This window comes from Anoxybacillus sp. LAT27 (assembly GCF_022030075.1).
Classification (GTDB): Bacteria; Bacillota; Bacilli; order Bacillales; family Anoxybacillaceae; genus Anoxybacillus; species Anoxybacillus kestanbolensis.
The window spans coordinates 1-356 of the sequence record NZ_JAIWYK010000054.1; the positions used below are offsets into that span (position 1 = coordinate 1).

The 356-nt window shown below is 45.2% G+C and carries 2 rRNA genes; both read right to left on the minus strand.

The features are described 5' to 3' along the window. Nucleotides 1-80, minus strand: a 5S ribosomal RNA gene (gene rrf / locus LD028_RS02500); the annotation flags it as partial. A gap of 145 nt (nt 81-225) precedes the next feature. Then, a 23S ribosomal RNA gene (locus LD028_RS02505) occupies nt 226-356 on the minus strand; the annotation flags it as partial.

A 356-nucleotide genomic window follows, 5' to 3' on the forward strand; every position in this document is an offset into this window, starting at 1 on the left:
CAACTACCATCGGCGCTGGAGAGCTTAACTTCCGTGTTCGGGATGGGAACGGGTGTGACCTCTCCGCCATCGTCACCGAGCAATAATGCTTTAGACAAATGTTATTATAACGGAATATTTTTTGTTGTCAAGCATTTTTTTATTCCTTGAAAACTAGATAACAGAACAGTCGCCTTCGCTTTTCTTGACTACGTCAAGAACCGTTCTTCGCTTTTCTTTATGTGTTTAGTTAAGTCCTCGATCGATTAGTATCCGTCAGCTGCACGTGTCGCCACGCTTCCACCTCGGACCTATCTACCTTGTCATCTTCAAGGGATCTTACTCGCTTGACGCGATGGGAAATCTCATCTTGAGGG